The sequence below is a fragment of the Zhihengliuella sp. genome (genome assembly GCF_031178195.1).
Taxonomy (GTDB): Bacteria; Actinomycetota; Actinomycetes; order Actinomycetales; family Micrococcaceae; genus Zhihengliuella.
Genome location: NZ_JAPSJL010000001.1, coordinates 392,023 through 412,100 on the forward strand (window position 1 = coordinate 392,023; position 20,078 = coordinate 412,100).

17 protein-coding genes are annotated in these 20,078 nt (G+C 70.5%); 14 read left to right on the forward strand and 3 right to left on the reverse strand.

Annotation, left to right across the window (positions count from 1 at the left end; translation table 11 throughout):
• Positions 1-61: 61 nt before the first annotated feature.
• From RIN46_RS01685 to RIN46_RS01730, 10 genes are all read left to right on the forward strand, one after another.
• On the forward strand, positions 62-1,093 hold the full coding sequence (locus tag RIN46_RS01685; RefSeq protein ID WP_309081457.1) for a LacI family DNA-binding transcriptional regulator: 1,032 nt from the start codon (positions 62-64) through the stop codon (positions 1,091-1,093).
• Positions 1,094-1,139: 46 nt separating this feature from the next.
• Positions 1,140-2,804 (forward strand): ABC transporter substrate-binding protein, encoded by a 1,665-nt coding sequence (locus RIN46_RS01690; RefSeq protein ID WP_309081456.1) that lies wholly within the window; start codon positions 1,140-1,142, stop codon positions 2,802-2,804.
• A 143-nt stretch (positions 2,805-2,947) separates the two neighbouring features.
• A complete protein-coding gene (locus tag RIN46_RS01695) occupies positions 2,948-3,925 on the forward strand; it encodes an ABC transporter permease (RefSeq protein ID WP_309081455.1) in 978 nt (325 codons plus the stop codon).
• A gap of 13 nt (positions 3,926-3,938) precedes the next feature.
• Positions 3,939-4,892, forward strand: a complete 954-nt coding sequence (locus tag RIN46_RS01700) for an ABC transporter permease (RefSeq protein ID WP_309081454.1) — start codon at positions 3,939-3,941, stop codon at positions 4,890-4,892.
• Positions 4,889-5,803, forward strand: coding sequence for an ABC transporter ATP-binding protein (locus tag RIN46_RS01705; protein WP_309081453.1), 915 nt, complete (start codon positions 4,889-4,891; stop codon positions 5,801-5,803). Before RIN46_RS01700 ends, RIN46_RS01705 begins: the two co-directional genes overlap by 4 nt.
• Positions 5,800-6,783 (forward strand): ATP-binding cassette domain-containing protein, encoded by a 984-nt coding sequence (locus tag RIN46_RS01710; RefSeq protein ID WP_309081452.1) that lies wholly within the window; start codon positions 5,800-5,802, stop codon positions 6,781-6,783. Before RIN46_RS01705 ends, RIN46_RS01710 begins: the two co-directional genes overlap by 4 nt.
• Complete coding sequence (locus RIN46_RS01715) at positions 6,780-8,306, forward strand: glycoside hydrolase family 32 protein (RefSeq protein WP_309081451.1); 1,527 nt, start codon at positions 6,780-6,782, stop codon at positions 8,304-8,306. The genes RIN46_RS01710 and RIN46_RS01715 overlap by 4 nt, the downstream gene beginning before the upstream one ends.
• Positions 8,307-8,412: 106 nt before the next feature.
• Complete coding sequence (locus tag RIN46_RS01720; RefSeq protein ID WP_309081450.1) at positions 8,413-10,047, forward strand: glycoside hydrolase family 32 protein; 1,635 nt, start codon at positions 8,413-8,415, stop codon at positions 10,045-10,047.
• Between the two features lie 243 nt (positions 10,048-10,290).
• Entirely contained in the window at positions 10,291-11,463 is a 1,173-nt protein-coding gene (locus RIN46_RS01725) for a hypothetical protein (protein WP_309081449.1), read from the forward strand.
• A gap of 240 nt (positions 11,464-11,703) precedes the next feature.
• Positions 11,704-12,636 (forward strand): sugar-binding domain-containing protein, encoded by a 933-nt coding sequence (locus RIN46_RS01730; protein ID WP_309081448.1) that lies wholly within the window; start codon positions 11,704-11,706, stop codon positions 12,634-12,636.
• A gap of 95 nt (positions 12,637-12,731) precedes the next feature.
• On the opposite strand, the gene RIN46_RS01735 is transcribed toward RIN46_RS01730, so the two are convergent.
• The 3 genes from RIN46_RS01735 to RIN46_RS01745 are packed head-to-tail and all read right to left on the reverse strand — an operon-like array spanning position 12,732 to position 15,770.
• Positions 12,732-13,832, reverse strand: coding sequence for a LacI family DNA-binding transcriptional regulator (locus RIN46_RS01735; RefSeq protein ID WP_309081447.1), 1,101 nt, complete (start codon positions 13,830-13,832; stop codon positions 12,732-12,734).
• A 28-nt stretch (positions 13,833-13,860) separates the two neighbouring features.
• Positions 13,861-14,751, reverse strand: coding sequence for a PfkB family carbohydrate kinase (locus tag RIN46_RS01740; RefSeq protein ID WP_309081446.1), 891 nt, complete (start codon positions 14,749-14,751; stop codon positions 13,861-13,863).
• 17 nt (positions 14,752-14,768) lie between these two features.
• Positions 14,769-15,770 carry an SIS domain-containing protein gene (locus RIN46_RS01745; RefSeq protein ID WP_309081445.1) on the reverse strand — a complete coding sequence of 334 codons (1,002 nt, stop codon included), beginning with the start codon at positions 15,768-15,770 and terminating at the stop codon, positions 14,769-14,771.
• 270 nt (positions 15,771-16,040) lie between these two features.
• On the opposite strand from RIN46_RS01745, the gene RIN46_RS01750 reads away from it, so the two are divergent.
• From RIN46_RS01750 to RIN46_RS01765, 4 genes are read left to right on the forward strand one after another with little or no spacing between them, the layout of a single operon-like run.
• A complete protein-coding gene (locus RIN46_RS01750) occupies positions 16,041-17,360 on the forward strand; it encodes an extracellular solute-binding protein (RefSeq protein WP_309081444.1) in 1,320 nt (439 codons plus the stop codon).
• Positions 17,329-18,390 carry a sugar ABC transporter permease gene (locus RIN46_RS01755; protein WP_309081443.1) on the forward strand — a complete coding sequence of 354 codons (1,062 nt, stop codon included), beginning with the start codon at positions 17,329-17,331 and terminating at the stop codon, positions 18,388-18,390. Before RIN46_RS01750 ends, RIN46_RS01755 begins: the two co-directional genes overlap by 32 nt.
• Positions 18,390-19,223 (forward strand): carbohydrate ABC transporter permease, encoded by an 834-nt coding sequence (locus RIN46_RS01760; protein ID WP_309081442.1) that lies wholly within the window; start codon positions 18,390-18,392, stop codon positions 19,221-19,223. Before RIN46_RS01755 ends, RIN46_RS01760 begins: the two co-directional genes overlap by 1 nt.
• The gene (locus RIN46_RS01765; protein ID WP_309081441.1) at positions 19,220-20,074 is read left to right on the forward strand and encodes a TIM barrel protein; all 855 of its coding nucleotides are present in this window, start codon (positions 19,220-19,222) and stop codon (positions 20,072-20,074) included. Before RIN46_RS01760 ends, RIN46_RS01765 begins: the two co-directional genes overlap by 4 nt.
• Positions 20,075-20,078 lie beyond the last annotated feature (4 nt).

A 20,078-nucleotide genomic window follows, 5' to 3' on the forward strand; every position in this document is an offset into this window, starting at 1 on the left:
TACCTTTGAAGCCACGCTTCAGTAACACGAGTTACTGGCGAGGAGCTGAGCAAGGGGCACCATGGAGCACACGCGGGAGAGGCCGGTCACGATGGCCGACGTCGCACGCGCCGCCGGCGTCAGCCGGACGACGGTGTCCTTCGTGCTCAACGGCCGCTCCGGCGTCAATATCCCGGGAACCACCCGGGAACGGATCCTGCACGCCGCCGAGGGCCTCGGGTACCGCCGCAACGCGGCCGCCCAGGCCCTGGCGAGTCAGCGGTCCGGCTTGTTCGGCCTCGTCACTGAGATCGTTACCTCCCCCTTCGCCGCCGATGTCATCAAGGGCGCGCAGTGGCGGTCCTGGGAGGACAACAGGTTCCTCCTCATCGCACCCAGCGAGAACGAGCAGATGATGGAGGCAGCGGCGATAGAGAAGCTGCTGGAGCAGCGCATCGAGGGCCTGATCATTGCCGCGTCCTGGCACCAGGCCGTCGAAGTACCCGAGAACGCCCACCAAGTCCCGTGCGTGCTGGTGCACTGCTTCGACGAGTCGGGCCGACTGCCGAGCGTCGTGCCGGATGAAGAGTCCGGGGGCAGGGCCGCTGCCCAGGAGTTGCTCGCGTACGGCCACCGGGAGATCGGACACATCACGCTGCCGCCCGGGATCCCCGCGCAGGTGGGCCGTTTGCGCGGATTCGGGGCTGAGCTCTCCGCCGCGGGCGTGGCCCTCCCGGACCACCGAATTGTCGCCGGCGATGGCACCGCGGAGAGCGGCTACCACGGAGCAGCCGAGCTTCTCGATGGGCCGAACCCGCCAACGGCGATCTTCTGCGGCAATGACCGCATGGCCATGGGCGCCTACGACGCCATCAAAGAACGGGGCCTCCGCATCCCCCACGAAATCTCGGTCGTCGGCTTCGACGATCAGCAAGCACTGGCCGACAGTCTTCGGCCAGGTTTGACGACGGTCGCCCTCCCCTTCGAGGAGATGGGAGCCGCCGGGGTCAGGAAACTGACCGCAATGACAACGGGCAGCCGGGATACGAGTTCGCACCTCGCCCTCGACTGCCCGCTGCATCGACGTTCCTCAGTTGGATTCGCACTCCGCTGAGAAACTTCCCTCCCGCACAACCACTTGACCGGAAGAGGATAATTTCATGATAGCCACATCACTGAGGCGCGGCATGCTCCGGGCCGGGGCCATCGCAGCCGTCGGCGCCCTCGCGCTGACCGGCTGCAGTTCCGGCCCCGCCGAGGACGCCGGCGCCGACGCGGGTCCGCTGCTCACCATTCCGCGCGAGGACATGGGGACGTTCTCGCAGAACTTCAACCCGTTCTCCCCGAACGCCGCCCCGATGACCACGCAGTCCATCTACGAGTCGATGCTGATCTACAACCCCGCGGACGGGAACACGGTGCCCTGGCTCGCGGAGTCCTGGGAGCCCAGCGAGGACGGCCTCTCCGTCACCTTCAACCTCCGCAAGGATGTGAAGTGGTCCGACGGCGAGCCGCTCGTCGCCGCCGACGTCGTGACGACCTTCGAGCTGCAGCGCGAGCTGCTTGGCGGATTCGACTACCTGGAGACAGTCGAAGCCGTTGACGAGTCCACGGCGCTCTTCACGTTCAACAAGAAGTTCTCGCCGGCGCTCTTCGAACTGGGCCAGCAGGTCATCGTCCCCGCCCACATCTGGTCCGAATTCGCGGAACCCGGCAACGAACAGAACTCGGTCCCCGTCGGCACCGGGCCCTACACGGAGGTCTCGAACTTCCAGGCGCAGTCCTTCGACCTGCTGCCGAACCCCGAGTACTGGCAGCCCGACAAGCAGAAGATCCCGGGCATCCGCATGCTGGCCTTCGCCGGCAACGACGGCGCCAACCTCGCGGCCATCAATGGCGACGTCGACTGGGCGCCGCAGTACATGCCCGACATCCAGAGCACCTTCGTCGACAAGGACCCCGAGCACCGTCACTACTGGTTCCCGCCCACCGGCGCGGAGATCAACTGGCAGCTCAACACCACCCTGGACATGTTCGCCGACGCCGACGTGCGCAAGGCGCTGAGCATGGCCATCGACCGGGAGCAGATCGTCGATGTCGGCATGTCCGGCTACACGATCCCTGCCGACTGCACGGGGCTGTCCGGCAATTACGACGAGTGGCGCGACGAGGACGTCGTCGCGGACTGCGGCTGGACCGAGCACGACGCCGAGGCGGCGGCCGCACTCCTCGATGACGCCGGCTACACCGCGGGCCCGGACGGGCAGCGGACGACGCCGGACGGGGAGCCGTTCGCCTTCGACATCTCCGTCGGATCGACCTCCTCGGACTGGCTCTCGGTCGCGAACATCATCGCGCAGAACCTCCAGGACATCGGCGTCCAGGCCACCGTCGATTCGCCCGACTGGGCCGCGGTCGTCGCCGGCTACGAGACCGGCGAGTTCCAGACCGGCATCGTCTGGAGTGCCAACGCGCCGACGCCGTACCAGTACTACCGGAACATCATGTCCACCGAGTCGGTGAAGCCGGTCGGCGAGCAGACGTTCGACAACTACCACCGCTTCGGCAGCGAGGAGGCGGACGCCCTCCTGGCCGAGTTCGCCGCGACGACGGAGGAAGCCGAGCAGCAGCGACTGATGTCGGAGCTGCAGACCCTCTACTCGGATCTCGCCCCGGTCGTGCCGCTCTTCCCCGGCCCGGAGTGGGGCGCCTACACCACCGAGCGCTTCGTCGGCTGGCCCACCGAGGAGAACCCGTACGCGACGCTCGCGACGCGTGCCCCGACGACCGTCCTGGTCCTCACCTCGCTCGAACCGGTCGAGTAGGGCCTCGGCCGGACAGGCCCCTCGGTTCGACCCGGCGCCCGGCACGTCCCGGCGCTCACACCGTCGCGGGGGGGGGGGGCCCCCCCCCCCCCCCGCCGCCGCCGCCACGGCCCGCACTCCTCCCCCTTTCGAAAAGGACAGCCATGGGCTTCATCCTGCGCAGGCTCGGTTTCTACCTGATCGCCTTCTGGGCCTCGATCACCCTGAACTTCATGCTCCCCCGCCTCATGCCCGGCGACCCCGTCACCCGGATGCTCTCCCGCTCCCAGCAGCGCTTGGACCCGCAGCAGATCGAATCGCTCCAGAGGCTGCTCGGCGTCGAGGGCGGACCGTGGTGGCAGGAGTACTTCGGCTATCTGGGGCGCGTCCTGACCGGCGACTTCGGGGTGTCCATCTCCCGGTTCCCGACCCCCGTCAGCGACGTCATCGCCGCCCAGCTGCCCTGGACGCTGCTCCTCGGCGGTGTCTCGCTGGTCATCGCCGTCATCATCGGCAACCTGCTGGGCATCCTCGCCGCCTGGCGGCGTGGCGGCATCCTCGACTCGGTGACGCCGCCGCTGTTGGTCTTCATCGGTTCCTTCCCGTACTTCTGGCTCGCAATGGGTGCGCTGTACGTCTTCGGCGTCACCCTCGGCTGGTCGCCCCTGCGTCACGCGTTCTCCGTCGGGATGACGCCGTCGTGGGACCTCGCCTTCATCGCCGACGTGGCGTCCCACGTGCTCCTGCCCGCTCTGTCGATCGTGCTCGTCTCGATCGGCGGCTGGATGCTCGGCATGCGGAACACCATGATCACCACGAACGCCGAGGACTACATCCTCATGGCCGAGGCGAAGGGCCTGCGGCCGCGGCGCATCATGTTCAACTACGCGGCGCGGAACGCGCTGCTGCCGTCCGTGACCAACATCGGCATGAGCCTCGGGTTCATCGTCGGCGGCGCGCTCCTGACCGAGGTCGTCTTCGCCTACCCGGGCGTCGGCTACCAGCTGCTGGCGGCCGTGCAGGGACTCGACTACCCGCTAATGCAGGGCCTGTTCCTGACCATCACCGCCGCCGTCCTCCTCGCCAACCTGCTCGTCGACCTCGTCTACGTCCGTCTCGACCCGCGTGTGCGGGTCAGCTGATCCGGAGGATCCCATGGCTCTCCCACCCCCTGCCCCGGTCTCCGGCCGCCCCCGCGGTCGTGCCTCCCTGCGGCTCATCCGCAGCCTCGCCCGCAACCGCAAGGCCGTCGTCGGCCTCGCCATCCTCGCGGTGTTCGTCCTCCTCGCTCTGCTGGCGCCGGCCCTCTACCCGGAGGACCCCTCGCGCATCGGCTCCGGCGGCGCGACTCCGCCCAGTCCGGAACACTGGCTCGGGACGACGGCGAAGGGCCAGGACGTCATGGCCCTGACCCTGTGGGGCGCGCGCTCGTCGCTCTTCGTCGGCGTCCTCGCCGGGGTCCTCGCAACCATCGTCGGCGTCGTCGTCGGGCTGACCTGCGCCTACTTCGGCAAGGCCGTCGACGAGGTCCTGTCCCTGCTGACGAACGTCTTCCTGCTGCTGCCCGGTCTGCCCCTGCTCGTCATCCTCGCCGCGTTCATGCCGCCCGGCCTCGGCACCGTGATCATCGTCCTCGTCATCACGGGATGGGCCGGCAGCGCCCGCGTCCTGCGCTCCCAGTCTCTCTCCATCCGCGGCAAGGACTACATCGCGGCGGCCCTGGTGACCGGCGAGCGGCCGCTGCGGATCATGCTCCGCGAGATCCTGCCCAACATGGCCTCGATCGTCATGACCACGCTGCTGGGCAGCGTGATCGGAGCCATCGGCGCGCAGGCCGGGCTCGAGTTCCTCGGCCTCGGCGACGCCAACACCATCTCGTGGGGCACCAACCTCTTCTGGGCGTCGACCGACGGTGCGCTCATGCTCGGGCAATGGTGGATCTTCATCCCCTCCGGCCTGGCCATCGCGCTGGTCGCCTACGCCCTGGCCATGTGCAACTACGCCGTCGACGAGATCACCAACCCGCGCCTGCGCAAGCCACGCCGGGCCGCGAGCGCCACGGCGCCGACCGCCGTGCAGGCCGCCGAGCCGCAAGGAGCCCACCAGTGAAACCAGTCCTCGACATCGAAGAGCTGACAGTCGAGTACGTCAGCGACGAGCGCTCCGTCCGCGGAGCCGACCGCGTCAGCTTCCACATCGCACCCGGCGAGATCCTCGGGCTCGCCGGCGAGTCCGGTTCCGGCAAGTCCACGGTGGCGCACTCCATCATGCGACTCCTGAAGGACCCGGCCCGCATCACCCACGGAGTCATCCGGTTCGACGGCGAGGATGTCCTGTCCATGAGCGCCGACGAGTTGCGCTCGTGGCGCTGGCGCGAGGTCGCGATGGTCTTCCAGTCCGCCATGAACTCGCTCAATCCCGTCATGCGGATCGGCGACCAGCTCGCCGACGTGTTCACCACCCACGAGGGCCTCGGCAAGCGAGAGGCCCTGCGGCGGGCGGCCGAGCTGCTCGAGCTCGTGCGGATCCCTGCTGACCGCGTGAACTCCTACCCGCACCAGCTCTCCGGCGGCCAGCGGCAGCGCGTCGTCATCGCCATGGCGAGCGCCCTGCGCCCGCGCCTGCTCATCCTGGACGAGCCCACGACGGCCCTCGACGTCGTCGTGCAGCAGGAGATCCTGGCGCAGATCCAGGAACTCCAGGCGGAACTGGGATTCGCGGTCCTGTTCATCACCCACGACATGTCGCTGATGCTCGAGATGTCGGACCGCATCGGCGTCATGTACGCCGGCCGGCTCGTCGAGCTCGCCCCGGCCGAGGCGCTGCGGCGGCGGCCGCTCCACCCGTACACGCAGGCCCTGATGGGCGCCTTCCCGCCGATCAGCGGCCCACGGGTGAAGCTGACCGGCCTGAGCGAGGGCGTGCGCTTCACCGAGATCGGCGATCTCGAAGACACCGGCGGCGGGCACTTCGTCGCCCCGACCGGCTCCTCGCACCTCGAAAGGGAGGTACTCCGATGACGACGGCCCCCACGACGGTCGCCGCCCCCGCAGTCCGGGTGCGCGGCCTGAACAAGACCTTCACGACCGGCAGCCTGCTGGCGCGGAAGCGGCTCCACGTCCTGCGGGACATCGACCTGACAATCGACGCCGGCGAGATCGTGGCGCTGGTCGGCGAGTCCGGATCCGGCAAGTCGACGCTGGCCCGCTGCCTGGCGCGCCTCGAGCACCCGGAGTCGGGTTCCGTCGAGGTCTTCGGCGAGGACGTCCTGCGCACCCAGCGCCGCGGGGCGACGCGTCGGTACCGCAGCGACGTCCAGATGATCTTCCAGGATCCCTTCGGGTCGCTGAATCCCACCCACCGGGTCGAGTCCGTGCTGGAGCGCTCGCTCCGTCTGCACGGCGGACCCGGCCAGTCGGCGTCGGAGCTGCGCAGCCGGCTCGTGGAACTCGTCCGGACCGTGGACCTGGACCCGGCGGTGCTCAGCGCGTTCCCGCACGAGCTCTCCGGCGGCCAGCGCCAGCGCATCGCCATCGCCCGGGTGCTCGCCGTCGAACCGAAGGTCATCCTGGCGGACGAGCCGACGTCGATGCTCGACGTCTCCGTCCGCATCGGCATCCTGAACCTGCTCGCCAAGCTGCGGGACGAACGCGGCATCGCCATCCTCTATGTCACGCACGATCTGGCCTCCGCCCGCTATCTGGCAGACCGGACCATCGTCATGAACGCCGGACGCATGGTGGAGGGCGGACCGTCGCTGGAGCTCCTCGACGACCCGCGGCACCCCTACACCCGCCTCCTCGTCAGCGCCGTCCCCGACCCGGAGCGCTCCGAGCCGTTCGACGCCGGTGCCCGCGCCGAGCTGCGGAAGGAGGTCGAGACCTGGACCTCGTCGCCGCAGCAGGTACCCACCGCGGTCGGCACCGCAGGGGACGTCGGAACCGCCGACGGACCGACCGATTCCGAGCACTGGGTGCTCATGCCACAGGAGAACAGATGATCCCGGCTTCCAAGCAGTCCACCGACCTGATCGCACAGGCACAGGCCGATCCCCTGCGCCCCCGCTATCACTTCACGTCGCCGGCCGCCTGGCTCAACGACCCCAACGGGGTGGCCCAGTGGGACGGGCTCTACCACCTCTTCTACCAGTACAACCCGGAGGGCCCGTTTCACGACCGGATCCACTGGGGCCACGCGGTCAGCGAGGATCTGGTGCGCTGGCGTGACCGCCCCCTCGCGCTCTCCCCGGGTTCTGGCCCGGACCGGGAGGGCTGCTGGTCCGGGGTCCTGGTCGACGACGGCGGGACCCCGACGATCGTCTACTCCGGCCGGGCCGACGGCCGGGAGCTGCCGTGCCTGGCCGTCGGCTCTACAGACCTCGACGTCTGGACCCCGCTCGATCGTCCGGTCATCGACGCCCCGCCGGAGGGGCTGGAGGTCACCGAGTTCCGCGACCACTGCGTCTGGCGGGAGGCCGGGCGCTGGCGACAGCTGATCGGCAGCGGGATCGTCGGGGCGGGCGGCACGGCCCTGCTCTATGAATCCGAGGACCTCCGCTCCTGGACGGAGCTCGGCCCGCTGGTCGTCGGCGATGGCCATCCGGTCCGACTCGACGACGTCGACTGGACGGGGACCATGTGGGAGTGCGTCGACTTCTTCCGGCTCGCGCCCGGCCCCGCCGGCGAGACCGGGGCGCCCGACGGCAACAGCGCCGACCCGCACCTGCTCGTTTTCTCGGCCTGGCACGAGGGCCTCACACTTCGCCCGTTCATCGCCATCGGCTCCTACGATGGCCGGCGCTTCTCGATCGACCGGGTCCAACGGCTCGATCTGGGCGGACGTCACGCCTACGCCCCGCAGACGTTCCGCGACGATCACGGGCGGCGCGTGCTCTGGTCCTGGATGCAGGAGGGGCGCGACGACGCCGCCCAGGCCGCGGCCGGCTGGTCCGGGGCGATGACCATACCCCGCCGGCTCTGGCTCGACGCGGACGGCGGGGACGCAGCCGGCGTCGTGCGCGCCGAGCCGATCGCCGAGGTGGAGTCTCTGCGCTCCCTGCCCCTGCTGCCGCTGCCCGGTCCCACCGGTCAGCACGAGTTCGCCGGCACGGCGGCCGACGTCGAGATCGCGGCGCGGATCGAGACGGGCGGCCGCCTCGACGTCGTCCTCTTCGCGACGGAGGACGGGGCCGAGCACACCGACCTGCGCGTCCACCGGCGGGCCGATGGTGCCCAGGAGATCGTGCTGGACCGGGAGAGCTCGACGCTGGCGGGCGGGTGCGACACCTCGCCGCACGCCGGCGAGGTCCGCTCCACGGCCGTGGAGACGCAGATCCGGATCCTGCTGGATGCCTCCAGCGTGGAGGTCTTCGTCGACGGCATCGCGCTCACCACGCGGGTCTACCCCACACGGCCGGACGCGAGCCGCATCCGCATCGAGAGCAGCGGTGGAGCCACCGTCACCTCCGCACGCGCCTGGCGACTCGAGGGGGCCGAGCAACCGGGGCGTGTACTGCGCCCCTGAGCCCCGCGCGCCCGTCACGCCGTCCTGTCCCGGCCCGCCCACGGCCACTACCGTTCCGACACTCAGCGTTCCGCAACCGAACAAACCCCTGGAAGAGAGGCCACCCGTGTCCAAGAACCACGAGAACCAGTCCGAGTCCCTGCCCCGCCGCGCACCGGCCGTCGGCCGACGTTCCATGCTCCTCGGTGCGGGAGGGGCGGCCGCTCTGGGCGGTCTGTCCCTCGGCGGGATCGCACCGGCGGCCGCCGCGCCGGACCACGCCAACCCCGGCCGCCCGAGTGGCAAATCCGCACGGGCCGTCCCGGAGCACTCCTACCGTCCCGCCTACCACTTCAGCGTCCCCGACAACTGGAAGAACGATCCGCAGCGGCCCGTCTTCGTGGACGGCGAGTACCTGTACTACTACCTCTACAACGCCGACTACCTCGACGGTGGCGCGGGGACGTCGTGGCGCCTGGCGACCACCCGGGACCACGTGTCGTTCGAGGACCACGGCGTCGCGATCGAGAAGAACTCGAACGGGAACGGCGACTGCTGGTCCGGCTGCGTCGTCGTCGACCATGACGACACGGCCGGCTACGGGGCGGGCGCCCTGATCGCCCTGGTGACGCAGGCGCCGTCGACCGGTCAGGCGCAGTACCTCTGGTACTCCACCGACAAGGGCCGGACGTTCACGCCCGGCGGGGAGGACCCGGTCCTGCCGAACCCCGGGCGTCACGACTTCCGGGACCCGAAGGTCATCTGGGACGCCGACCGCGGCCGCTGGTTCATGGCCAACGCCGAGGGCAACCGGCTGGGCTTCTACGCCTCGGCGAACCTGCGCGACTGGGAGGAGGTGGGTTCGTTCCATCGGGACGACCTCGGCCTGCTGGAGTGCCCCGACATCTTCCAGATGATCGCGGACGACGGCACCGCCCACTGGGTGCTGGGCATCAGCGCCAACGGCAAGGCGCGCGACCTCCCGGCCACGTACGCCTACTGGACGGGCACCTTCGACGGTGCCTCGTTCACCCCCGAGGCGGCCGAACCGGAGTGGCTGGACCGGGGCTTCGACTTCTACGGGGCCGTCACCTACGAGCACTACGACGACGCCGGCCGGCTCGATCCGTCGTTGCGCCGGGCCATCGGCTGGGCGAACTTCTGGGACTACCCGCACAACTCGCCCAGCCTGATCACGGACGGCTACAACGGCGACGACATGATCGTCCGCGACGTCCGCATGGTCCGCGCGGGCGAGCGGTACGTGCTGGTCTCGCAGCCGACGGCGGCGCTGGCCGATTACACGTCGAAGGCGCACGAGATCGGCACCATCCGGCTCTCCGGCAACCGCGACCTGGAACTGCGCTCCCGCGCCTACGAGTTGGCGTGCACGCTCGTCTGGGATCCGGCGAACCGGCCGGACAACATCGGGTTCGAACTGTGCCGGGCTCCCGGCGGCGGCCGCCATGTTGCGGCCGGGGCCTTCCTGGGCGGCGGCTTCACCTATGTCAACCGTCGGCCCACCTTCAACCCCGGCAACGGCGGCGAGTCGCAGGTGCCGTTCGACGTGGGCTCGGGCCGCCTCGACGTGCGGATCCTCGTCGATCATGCCAGCGTCGAGCTCTTCGTCGGGGACGGTCGCGTGGTGCACTCCCACCGAGCTTTCCCGCTGGCCGGGGACGACGGCATCCGCCTGTTCGTCCACGGCGGCGAGGCGGCCTACGAGAACCTCGTGATCCGAGAACTCGACGTCACTGGCTGACCGAGACACCGACTAGGCGGCCTCGCTCCCGGCGAAACGGGCCATGCCTGGCGCACAGCTTCATTCCCGGCGGGTATGGCGCGGTATCGATGCGGACTGCGCCATACCCGCCGGGATCCGGCACGCCATAGCCTGATCTCCATCCCATCGGCGGACGAATCAGCGGCCGCCGGGAGAATGGAGGCCCCCTGACGCAATGCACCGCCAAGAGAGCCGCTGCTCCGCCGACCGGGGATGGCGCGCATGACGACACTGCCTGACCCGACGACTCCGCCCGACCGCACGGGCGACCCCTCCCGCGGTCGTGGCGCCGAGCCGCTGCTGGCTCGGCTCGCTCTGAACGACGGCGAACGAGACAACAGAATCGGACCCAGCGAGGACGTGTCTCCTGTGCGGACGGCCGGGGCGTATTTCGCTGCGCTGCTGGCCCCGTTCGAGCGGTTCCTGCTGCCGGCCGGAGCGGGCGCCCCCGCCCCGCTGCTACTGGAGGAGGCGGAGGGTCCCGGCTACGTCCGGCAACGCTGGCAGCTCGAGCTGTACGCGGGCATGCCCCTCGGCGTCTACGTCCTGCGTCCCTCCGGCCCCGGGGCCGCTGCCCGCGGCGAGCAGGACACCGACGCCGACGCGGCACGCGTCCTCGGAAGCGGCGTCCCCTCGGCGCGCCCGACGGTGCTGGCGATCCACGGGCACGGATACGGCAGCCGCCAGCTCGTCGGCCTGAAGGCCGACGGCACCGTCGATACGGACCGTACCGACGGCCACGCGCACTTCGGAGAGACGCTGGCCCGGCTGGGCGCGAACGTCGTGGTGCCGGACATCCTCGGCTTCGGCCCGCGACGCAGCGCGGCGGATCTGGAGCCAGCGGAGAACTCGGCGTGCGCCAGTCTGACCTCGCATCTCTCGGCGCTCGGGCTGTCGCTGGCCGGCGCCCGCGCGGCCGAACTGATCGGCGTCCTCGACTCCCTGCCCGCGCTCGGGCTCGATGCCTCCGCTCGCCTCGGAGTGGCGGGCCACTCCGGCGGATCCCTGCTAGCGGTGGTGACGGCGCTGGCCAACCGGCGGATCTCGGCTGTCGCGCTGTCCGGCTACGTCAACACGTTCGCGCAGAGCATCCTGGCCATGCGCCACTGCCCCTGCAACTACCTGCCGGGGCTGCTGCGGGTCGGCGAGATGCCGGACCTGCTCGCCGCCCTGGCGCCGCGGCACCTCCTCGTCGAGGGAGGAACCGCGGACCCCATCTTCCCCATCGCGGGGTTCCGCACCGCCGTCGTCCAGCTCCGGGAGGCGTACGCCGCAGCCGGCGCCGCCGGCTCCTTCCTCGCCGTCGAGCACGACGGCGACCACCGAGTCGACGGCGGCACAATCCACCCGGCACTCGTTGCCACGCTGACCCGTGGTTCAGTGGGGTGTACATGATTCCCCGCTTTCAGCGACGGCATTGGCACCTGGGGCCTACCTGATCAGGGCTGATCGCGCCCACGCCGGACGAACGAGGGCCGAAAAGGGGGAACCGTGCACGCCGCACTCCCGTGTCGGTACCCACCGACGTTCAGATGAGCAAGCGTGACCTACGCTGGAAGGACGGTTTGCTCAGATGAGCGGCGGGGACCATCCGCCGCCGTCGTCCGACCGGCTGCCCGCCAGGAGGAGGAGCCCATGTCAGCAGGTCATCAGGAGCTGTTGGCCGATATCGCCACGGCCTACTACGTCGACAACGCGCCCAAGGTCGAGATCGCCAAGGCGCACGGCCTCTCCCGGTTCCAGGTCGCCCGCTATCTCGAGGAGGCCCGGCGGGAGGGCATCGTGACCATCAGCATCCACCGCCCGGCGCGCGGCCGGATCGACGTCGCCGCGCTCGCAGCCGCGCTGGGCGTTGACGGCATCGAGATCGCCGATCGCCCGGGTGCCGACCAGACGGCCCGCGACAAGGTCGCGGAGGAGGCCGCCGCCGTCCTCGTCGCCACCGTCCGGGACGGGGACACGGTGGGCGTCTCCTGGTCGCGGACACTGAACCTCATGGCTAGCCGCCTCGCTCGGCTCCCGCAGTGCGACATCGTCCAGCTCGCCGGAGACCTGAAGGTCGGGAACGACGGCGGCTCGGGCCAGTTGCTGCACCGGCTCGGCGCCGCGGCGGGTGGGCGGACCTGGCCTCTGCCGACCCCGTTGATCGTGGAGACCGCCGAGACGGCAGCGAGCCTGCGTCGCCAGCCCGAGATCTCCGAGGCCCTGGCCAGGGCGGACGGCCTCGACGTCGCCGTCGTGGCTGTCGGCACCTGGGCTCCCCAGCGCTCGACCGTCTGGGAGCGGCTGGAGGAGCAGGAGCGGACCGAGCTGGCTGCGCACGGCGCCGTGGCCGAGGTCTCCGGCCGGGTGCTGGACGAGCAGGGTCGGCCGATCGAGAGCCCGCTGGACGCCCGGGTGATCTCCGTGACGCTGGAGCAGCTGCGCCGGGCGCGCACGACCATCGCCGTCGGCTACGGTCGCGACAACCTGCCCGGCCTCGTAGCGGCCCTGCGCGCCGGGTTCATCCAGCGCCTCGTCGTGGACGACGAGCTCGCCCTGGCACTCGCCGAGCACGCGGGCCTCTGAACGGCGCGGCCGCCGGAGCCCGGCGGCCCCGGCGGCGCCGAGGGTGCCGACTGTTGCTCAGCGTCCCGTCCAGCGCCCCGTTATTCAGTCCCCGATCAGCGCCGTGGCGGCTCCGCCACCGACGCGCGCTCGATGAGCCGGGTCTCGAGCGTGTGGAAGGCCGTGGCGGTGTCCGGGCCCTTCTCCTCTCCGTCGATCCCGGCGAGGAGGACCTCGGCGGCCTTGGCGCCCAGCGCCAGCGTCGGCTGCTCGATCATCGTCAGCGGCGGCTCGATCACGGCCGCCCACGAGCTGTCGTCGAAACCGATGAGCGAGATGTCCTCGGCCACCCGCAGCCCGGCGTCGCGGAGAGCCCGGAGCGAGCCCGTCATCGCATCGTTCTCCGTGCAGAACAGGGCGGTCGGAGGATCGGGGAGCTCGAGCATCCGCGCGACCTCGACTTGGGCGTGCTCCTCGGTCTTGGCACCGACCATCACGAGGTCGGCGTCGAACACGATGCCTTCGTCGTCGAGCGCGTCCAGATAGCCCTGCAGTCGCTCGCCGTCGGTCCAGAGATTCCGTACGGCACCGTCCACCAGGTCGCGCCGCCGCCGGGGCCGGCCCTCGATCGGCGGGCCCCAGACGAACCCGATCCGCCGGTGCCCCGCGGCGATCAACCGGGCCACCGCGTCCCGGGCAGCAGCCCGGTTGTCGATGAGGACGGCGTCGAGGTCCAGGCCCGGAACGGCGCGGTCGACGAGGACGACCTTGATGCCGCGGGCCCGCGCCTGCTCGATGTGGCTCGCGGACGCCGCGTCGAGGGCCGCCGAGGCGACGATGATGCCGTCGACCCGCTTGTCGATGAGGACGTTGGTCGCCGCCACCTCCTCGGCGAGGTCCTCGTGGGTGCTGAGGACCAGGGTGTCGAAGCCGCGCGCCCGCGAGGCATCCGAGATGCCGCGGACCACGCCGCCGAAGAAGGGGTTCGCGATGTCCGCGACGATGACGCCCAGCGTGTGGCTCACGCCGGTCGACATGCTGCGGGCCAGGGCATTGGTGCGGTAGCCGATGCGCTCGGCGGCGGCCAGGACCCGCTCGCGGACCTCGGGGCTGACGTACCCGTAGCCGCCGAGGGTCCGCGCGGCCGTGGAGCGCCCGACCCCGGCCTCGGCCGCGACGTCGGAGATGGTGGGCGGGACCGAGCGTTCGGTGGTCATCGCTCCCGCCCCCTTCCACGTCACCTGTTCACCGTTCAGCCACTGCGGACGGCGCCGCGCTGGGGCGGCCGTGCGCGAACGCGCCCTCCACCAGGCACTGGTCCCGCGCCGCCCGTGCACCCGCCTCGAGCCCGGCCTGCAGCTCGGTGGCCGCCGGCGGGCTGCCGCGGCGCCAGCCCAGACCGTGCAGCTCGACGAGGAATCCCGCGAGGAACGCGTCGCCGCAGCCCATCGTATCGACAACGGGCACGTCCTCCGGAACCAGCTGCGCCGGCGCCGTGGCGCGCAACCGCCCGTCCGTGACGAGCGCGCCGCCCGTCCCCCGCGTGCCGAGCGCGAGCCCGGCACCCCGCCGCACGGCGTCGTCGAGCAGGGCGAAGGACTCGTCCTCGTCCAGCCCGGCGCAGGAGAGCAGGACCAGGTCCGCCGACGGCGCGATCCGGTCCAGGTACTCCGGAGTCCGGAAGTCCGGCTCGCTGGAGAGGTCGAAGCTGACCAGGACGTCGTGCCGGCGGAGCCGGGCCAGTTCCGACTCGGTGCCGGAGTAGACACTCGAGTGCACGACGTCGAAGCCCGCCGCGTACTCCTCGCGGCCCTCGTCGAGGTCCACCGGCTGCCGGACCGTCACGCCGCCACCGTTCCAGCCGAGGAACACGCGCTCGCCGTCGATCACGCGCAGCGTCGAGACCCCGGACTCGCCGGGGCGGACCAGGCAGCGGGCGGTCCCGACCCCGGCGTCCTCGATCGCCTGCCGGAGGAACCGGCCGGACCAGTCGTCCCCGAAGACGCCCAGGTACTCGGCCTGTGCTCCCAGCCGACGCGCGTACACGGCCACGTTGACGGCGTTCCCGCCGGGGTAGTCGATCCCCCGGTCCAGGAAGCGGTCGACGATGTTGTCGCCGAACCCGAGCAGTCTCATGTCCTCTGCCCCGCCTCTCAGTACTGGAGGACGCGGTAGTAGCGGCGGAGGTCCAGCGAGTGGTCGCGCACGCGTTCCAGGTGCTTGCTCACGCGGCCCATGATCGTGTCCAGCACGATCGGGGCGATGAGGGCGCGGTTCTCCGGGCTGAAGCCCTCGAGCACGTAGTTGCGCGTGTCGAAGACCGTGACGTCCTCGGAGATGCGCTTGACGAAGTTCTCGGCCCGGTCCGTGAGCGGGCGCGTCCGGTCCTCGCCCTGGAACACGAGGACTGCGGTGTCCTTCTCGAGGAGCTCGAGCGAGCCGTGGAAGAACTCCGCGCTGTGGACGCGGGTGGTCCGGATCCACTGCATCTCCTCCAGGATGCACATCGAGTAGAGGTAGGTGAACGCCCAGAGCGGGCCGCCGCCGATGAGGAAGTAGTAGTCCGTGTCCCGGTGCGCCTCGGCGAAGGCCTCGGCCATCGGCTCGGCCTGCCGCGCGACGCTGACCATGGCCTCCGGCAGGTTCACGAGCTCGTCGGCGAGCGACGCGTAGCCGTCGAACTCGCCGCGCCGCTCCAGCAGCCGACCCACGAACAGCAGCAGCTGCATGTCGAACGGCCAGGTCTTCGGCTCGGAGACCAGCGCGTGGTCGACGGCGGTCGCGATCGGCGACTCCGGGTAGCCGGTGAAGGCCACCGTCGTCGCGCCCGCCGCCTGGACGTACTCGATGGCACGGACGACGTCCTCCGTCGTCCCGGTGACCGAGGTGAACACGGCGACCGTGCTCTCGCCGAGCAGGGCGTCGCCGGTGACCACGAGCTCGGCCGCGATCGCGGAGCGCACCGACAGCGTGGAGCGCTCGCGGGCCAGCAGCTCGTAGGGCCACATCTGCGAATAGGTGCCGCCCGCCCCCACGAGCAGCACGTTGTCGACGCCGCGGGCGAGCAGCTCGTCGACCAGCTGCTCGATCCGCGGCCGCAGGGCGACGGCGCTGGCGAGCTGGTTGCGGAAATCATTCTCTTCGAAGCCGAGCATGTTTGATCCTTTCTCGCGATCCGGCGCACGGGTCCCCGCAGAAACGGAATGTGGTACCGGTATCAGGTGTGCCTCATCGTGGCATAGGTCGGCGAAAAGCGTCAACACCCCCGATTTATCAGGGATTCAGAGTCTCAGGAAAGAGATTCGGAAAAACTCTGGTACCGGTATCAGGTTTTGGTTACACTCGCCTGACAGCTACACCGACGTTCCGACGGCGGTCCGGCGACCGCTCCAGGGCGGCCCCGGCCGCCCCTCAGAGAGGCAGACATGCGCACGAAACGCACCATCACGGCCGTGGCGGCGACCGCCGCGACCGCACTCGCACTGGCCGGCTGCTCCAGCGGGGCGGCCCAGCCCGCGGCCGACGTCACCGGCGAGCCCGTCTACGAGGGGAAGCTCTCGATCCTGACCAAGTTCGCCGGCGAACCGCTCGAGTCGTACTTCGCGGACGTGGCCGCGGAGTACGAGGCCGAGCATCCCGACGTCGACGTCGAGCTGATCCAGGAGACCGATCAGTCGATCAAGGACAAGACGAAGACGCTGACGGCGTCGGGCGCCCTGCCTGATGTCTACTTCACCTGGACCGGCGACTGGGCGCAGAACTTCGTGGAGGGCGGCCTCGCGGCGGACCTCACGGAGCTGATCGCCCCGGGCACCGAGTGGGGCGAGCGCTTCGGCGAGGCCTCCCTCTCCGCCTTCGAGTACGACGGCAAGTACTACGGCGTCCCGCTCTACAACAACGGCAAGTTCATGGGCTACAGCAAGTCCGCCTTCGCCGAGGCCGGCGTCGAGGTGCCGACGACCTTCGACGAGCTCATCCAGGCGTGCGGACCCCTCCGCGACGCCGGCTACGAGCCCATCGCGTTCGGCAACAAGGACGGCTGGCCGGCCCTCCACTACCTCCAGCAGCTGTTCGCCTACAACGTGCCGAGCGATGTCCTGCAGGCGGACTTCGACCCGGAGACCGCGCAGTGGACGGACCCCGGCTACGCGAAGTCGCTGGAGCAGTTCCAGACGCTCGTGACCGAGTGCACCGACACCGGCACCGGGACCAACGGCGTTCTCTACACCACCGCGCAGGAGGCCTTCGCCGGCGGCCGCGCGGCCATGTACTACCAGGAGGTCCTGGAGTTCGACACCGTCACCGCCGAGGGCAGCACGCTCACGGAGGAGGACTTCGGGATCTTCCCGCTCCCCGCCACGGCCGACGCCGCCGGCGACCCCCAGGCGCTCGAGGGCGCTCCCGAGGGGTACCTGATCAATGCGAAGTCGCCGCAGGCCGCCCTGGCCGCGGACTTCATGAAGTTCGCGACCCAGGAGGAGCACGCCACGACGCTCTCCTCGCCGCCGTACGGCCAGCCGAGCAGCGTCGTCGGAGCCGTCACCGAGGAGACCTCCAGCAAGGCCGTCTACGAGGGCATCACCCAGGTCAACGAGGCGTCGCAGCTCGTCGCCTGGCTGGACACGGTCACCGTGCCCGAGGTCGCCGGCGCGTGGCTCGCCGGTGGCGAGGCGCTGATCAGCGGCAGCTCCACTCCGGAAGAGGTGCTCGAGAGTGTTCGCGCAGCGAACGACGACGCCAAGTGAGGCGCGGGTGCCGGGCGACGCCGCCCGGCACCCCGGCCCCACGGCCGCGCCGGCACCGGCCGGACGCGCCGGGGCCATGAGCCAGCCGGGCCCGACGCGCACGGCGCGGCGCTGGCGGCGCGGGAGCGTCGGCGGAGCGAGCCCGAAGTCGCGCCGGGCGCGGATCCTCGGCCTGGCCTGGGTCCTGCCGGCGCTCGTGGTCCTCGCCGTGTTCGTCTACCTGCCGCTGGTGCAGAACTTCGTGTTCTCCACGCAGGAGTGGGACATCTACTCCGGCGCCTCGGAGTCCGTGGGGCTCGAGAACTACGAGAAGCTGCTCGGCGACGAGGTCTTCTGGCGGGCGCTGGGCAACAACGTCCTGTACGCCCTGCTGTCCATCGCCTTCCAGGTCGCGGGCGCCCTGGTGCTCGCCGCGATGATCGAGAGCCTCCGCAGCGCCCGGTGGCGGAAGGCCCTCCGGGCCATCTACTTCATCCCGTCGGCCATCTCCCTCACCGTGGCCGGCCTGCTGTTCTACTTCATCTACGAACCCAATCTGGGCCTGCTGAACCACCTGCTCGACGCGGTGGGACTCGGCTTCCTCGCCCAGCCGTGGCTGGGGCAGGGATCGACCGCCATGGTCGCGATCATCGCGATGAGCCAGTGGCAGGGCTTCGGCTACTCGACGCTGCTGTTCGCCGTGGCGATCCAGCGCGTCCCCACCGAGCTCTACGAGGCGGCCGCCCTCGACGGCGTCGGACCGATCCGCCGCTTCTTCCACGTGACCGTGCCGCTCGTCCGGGAGATGACCGGACTGATGGTGATCATCACCATCTCGGGTGCCTTCCAGGTCTTCAACGAGGTCATGGTGATGACCAGCGGAGGCCCCGACAACTCGACCCAGGTGCTCGCCACCTGGCTGTACCGCAGCGGCTTCGTCCAGAACGACTTCGGCTACGCCGCGGCGATCGCGACCGTCATCTTCGTGGTGACGCTCGGCGTCGCCCTCGGCCAGCTCTGGTACACGCGACGCAGAAGGGTGGATTTCTGATGACCCGCACTGGATTCCTCGGCGCGATCAGCCGCGTCTTCCTGTGGTCGTTCCTGCTGGCGCTGGTGGTGGTCGTGGCCTATCCGCTGCTGTGGATGGTGCTCAACGGCTTCAAGACCAACGCCGAGCTCTTCGGGAACCCGTTCGCGCTCCCGCTGCAGCTGAACTGGGAGAACTACGCACTGGCCTGGAACAACGGCGTGAGCGACTATCTCACCGCCAGCGTCCTGGTCACGGTGACGTCGACGGTCGCGACCGTGTTCATCAGCGCGTGGGCCGCCTTCGGCCTGACGCGCGTGCGGATGCCCTTCGGCCGGACGATCTCCGGGATCATCCTCGGCGGCCTGATGCTCGCGCCCGCCGTCGCACTGGTCCCCCTGGTCCGGATGTTCCAGGCCATGGGCCTCTACAACACGTTCTGGGCGCTGCTGATCCTCTACACCGCCTTCCGGATCCCGTTCACCACGTTCCTGATCCGCGCGTACATGATCGATCTGCCGCGCGAGATCGACGAGGCGGCGGAGGTGGACGGGGCGAGCCGTTGGACGACGTTCTGGCGGATCACCCTGCCGATGTGCAAGCCGATCATCATCTCCACGGTGATCCTGCACATCCTCTTCGCCTGGAACGAGTACCTGTTCGCGATGGTCTTCACCAGCGGTACCGCGGTCCAGACGCTGCCGGTGGGCCTCACGAGCCTGATGAGCCGGCACGGCACCGACTACCCGGTGGTGTTCGCCGGCATGGTGGTCGCGGCGCTGCCGGTGATCGTGCTGTTCTTCGCGAGCCAGCGCTACTTCATCAAGGGCCTCTCGGAGGGGATCGGTAAATGACCCGCACGCCGCTCGTCGACCGCGTGGCCGGCTCGAACTTCGCCTACCAGCACCTCCCGCTCGAGCGCTGCCTCGACGACCTCGCCGACCTCGGCCGCACCAGCTTGGAGCTATGGGGCGTCGCCCCGCACGCGCACGTGCCCTGGCTCGAGGACGACGACGCCCGCCGCATCCGGTGGGCGGCGGAGGAGCGGGGCCTGCGGATCGCGTGCTTCACGCCCGAGCAGGTCGCGTACCCGGTCAACGTGGCGTCGCCGGATCCGCGGTTGCGAGCGGCCAGCATCGCGATGTTCCGGCGCGCGGCCGAGCTCGCCGCCGGGCTGGGCGCGCCGATGCTCCTCGTCACCGCCGGTCGCGGCGGCGAGGACGAGCCGCGCGCGGCGGGGTGGGCGCGCGCCGTCGATGCCCTCGCGGAGATCTCCGCGCACGCCGCCGGACTGGGGGTGGAGTGCGTGCTCGAGCCCCTGCAGCGGGTCGAGTCGAACCTCGTGAACACGGCGGCAGACGCCGCGCGGATGCTGGCCGACGTCGCCGACCCACGCCTCGGCGTCGTTCTGGACACGGTCGGCGCGGCGGTCGCCGGCGACACCGTGGACGACTACGCGGAGCTCCTCGGCGAGCGCGTGCGCCACGTCCACCTCGTCGACGGCGCCCCCGCCGGACACCTGGCGTGGGGCGACGGGGAGCTGCCGCTGGGAGAGATCGTCGCCGCGCTCGACCGCTGCGGCTACGCGGGGCTCGCCACGGTCGAGCTGTTCGGCGACGGCCGCTACGCGCTCGAGCCGCGGCCCGCGCTGGAGCGCTCCCTCGCCGCCATCCGACGCGCCGGCACCGGGCTCCGGATCGCCTGAGCTG

Bases quoted from the DNA above. Each gene is read 5' to 3' on its own strand.
- RIN46_RS01690 (WP_309081456.1), top strand. From the start codon at position 1,140: ATGATAGCCACATCACTGAGGCGCGGCATGCTCCGGGCCGGGGCCATC.
- RIN46_RS01730 (WP_309081448.1), top strand. From the start codon at position 11,704: ATGTCAGCAGGTCATCAGGAGCTGTTGGCCGATATCGCCACGGCCTAC.
- RIN46_RS01715 (WP_309081451.1), top strand. From the start codon at position 6,780: ATGATCCCGGCTTCCAAGCAGTCCACCGACCTGATCGCACAGGCACAG.
- RIN46_RS01695 (WP_309081455.1), top strand. From the start codon at position 2,948: ATGGGCTTCATCCTGCGCAGGCTCGGTTTCTACCTGATCGCCTTCTGG.
- RIN46_RS01725 (WP_309081449.1), top strand. From the start codon at position 10,291: ATGACGACACTGCCTGACCCGACGACTCCGCCCGACCGCACGGGCGAC.
- RIN46_RS01685 (WP_309081457.1), top strand. From the start codon at position 62: ATGGAGCACACGCGGGAGAGGCCGGTCACGATGGCCGACGTCGCACGC.
- RIN46_RS01745 (WP_309081445.1), bottom strand. From the start codon at position 15,770: ATGCTCGGCTTCGAAGAGAATGATTTCCGCAACCAGCTCGCCAGCGCC.
- RIN46_RS01740 (WP_309081446.1), bottom strand. From the start codon at position 14,751: ATGAGACTGCTCGGGTTCGGCGACAACATCGTCGACCGCTTCCTGGAC.
- RIN46_RS01710 (WP_309081452.1), top strand. From the start codon at position 5,800: ATGACGACGGCCCCCACGACGGTCGCCGCCCCCGCAGTCCGGGTGCGC.
- RIN46_RS01760 (WP_309081442.1), top strand. From the start codon at position 18,390: ATGACCCGCACTGGATTCCTCGGCGCGATCAGCCGCGTCTTCCTGTGG.
- RIN46_RS01750 (WP_309081444.1), top strand. From the start codon at position 16,041: ATGCGCACGAAACGCACCATCACGGCCGTGGCGGCGACCGCCGCGACC.
- RIN46_RS01735 (WP_309081447.1), bottom strand. From the start codon at position 13,832: ATGACCACCGAACGCTCGGTCCCGCCCACCATCTCCGACGTCGCGGCC.
- RIN46_RS01700 (WP_309081454.1), top strand. From the start codon at position 3,939: ATGGCTCTCCCACCCCCTGCCCCGGTCTCCGGCCGCCCCCGCGGTCGT.
- RIN46_RS01765 (WP_309081441.1), top strand. From the start codon at position 19,220: ATGACCCGCACGCCGCTCGTCGACCGCGTGGCCGGCTCGAACTTCGCC.